Genomic DNA, 1,496 nt, shown 5'->3' on the forward strand with positions numbered 1-1,496 from the left:
CCGAAAAACAACCAAGAGGATATGCCGCCGTGGCTGCGTTAAGTGCTTTGTTGCAATTAAATGGTTTGGTCGGTGCGGCCAATACCCACCCCGTTACCAAGCCGGATTTTGTACTCCAATACGAGCAAAAAGACATCACCGGTGATGTCGAGCCTTACCTGTTGTCGATTACCTATACCGATTACTTAGGTGGGCAATCGGACGAGCTGGAAGTAACGTTTGAAGATAGCGACGGCCGCTGGCTGCGTGCTTGGTATCCCGAGCAGGGAGACAGCCTATCTTTGAGCTTAGGCGACCAATTCACCGGCTTGGTGGCGTTGGGGAGCTTTGAGATTGCTGAGATTGAATATAACCACCCACCCTCAACTGTGAGCCTGAAGGCGTTAGCCACCGGGATAACCAAGGCCAACCGCACTTTGCAGGCTAAGCCGTATGAAAAAACTACGCTGGCAAAAATCGTACGCATCGTGGCAGAGCGTCTAAAACTCAAGGTAGATGGTGAATGCGAACATATTGATATTGAGCGTGTTACCCAATATCAAGAGCGCGACATTGAGTTTCTAGCCCGTTTGGCCAAACAATACGGCCACACCTTTAAGATCGTAGGCGATACCCTGGTATTTACGAGTAATGCCAAGCTGGGCGAACGCGAGCCGGTGGCGGCATTGAATCCGGCAGATATTATCGATATCCGCATCCGCGACCTGATTAAAGGTGTGCCTGATAAAGCCGTGGTGTCGGGATATGATCCTAAAACGAAAACCAACCGCACCACCACACGCAAGGCTAAACCGCGCCGCAAAAATACCAAACGCACCACATCCGGCGACACGCTCAAAATCATTGCCAACAAGGGCGAAAGCCAAGAGCAGGTTAACGCACGGGCGGATGCCGCATTGGCTGCTGCCCAAGACGAGCAATGCGCTGGCAATGTGACCGTGTTCGGTCATGCCAAGCTGGTGGCCGGGCAAGTGGTGTTGCTCCAAAAACACGGCAAATTCAGCGGCCGTTATTTGGTTAAGCAGGCGCGGCACCGATACGACCGCCGCAGCGGCTACACCACTGACCTTGAAATTAAAATGCTGGAATATATCCCGGAAGAGAAAGAAGCTGATGATGCTGCCCAATCATGACTTTGGAGCCACGCTGCAATTTGGTATCGTCTCAGCCGTTGATGAAGCCGGACACAATCTGCGCGTGCGGCTACCCGCACTGGAAAACATGGAAACCGACTGGCTGCCGATGCTGACTCCTGCTGCAGGCGGTAATCAATTCTACGCCTTGCCCGATGAAGGTGAACAAGTAGTCTGTCTGCTCGACGCGCGAGGCGAAAACGGCGTGGTGTTGGGGGCGACCTACAACGCCGCCGACACGCCGCCTGCCGCGAGCAAAGATATGTGGATGCGGCGGTTTAAAAACGGCACGGTGATTATGCACAACCGCAAATCCGGCGATGTGGTGGTGCAGACCAAGGGCAAGGTTACCATTGACGCGCC

General features: G+C 53.6%; 2 protein-coding genes. Both read left to right on the forward strand.

Annotation, left to right across the window (positions count from 1 at the left end; genetic code table 11):
• Positions 1 to 29 precede the first annotated feature (29 nt).
• The gene (locus ACEPPX_RS11725; RefSeq protein ID WP_416624186.1) at positions 30 to 1,133 is read left to right on the forward strand and encodes a phage late control D family protein; all 1,104 of its coding nucleotides are present in this window, start codon (positions 30 to 32) and stop codon (positions 1,131 to 1,133) included.
• Positions 1,114 to 1,496 (forward strand): phage baseplate assembly protein V (locus ACEPPX_RS11730; RefSeq protein WP_416624185.1); only part of this gene is annotated, 383 nt, incomplete at its 3' end. The genes ACEPPX_RS11725 and ACEPPX_RS11730, both read left to right, overlap by 20 nt.

This window comes from Neisseria sp. S1, assembly GCF_048060015.1.
Lineage (GTDB): Bacteria > Pseudomonadota > Gammaproteobacteria > Burkholderiales > Neisseriaceae > Neisseria > Neisseria arctica.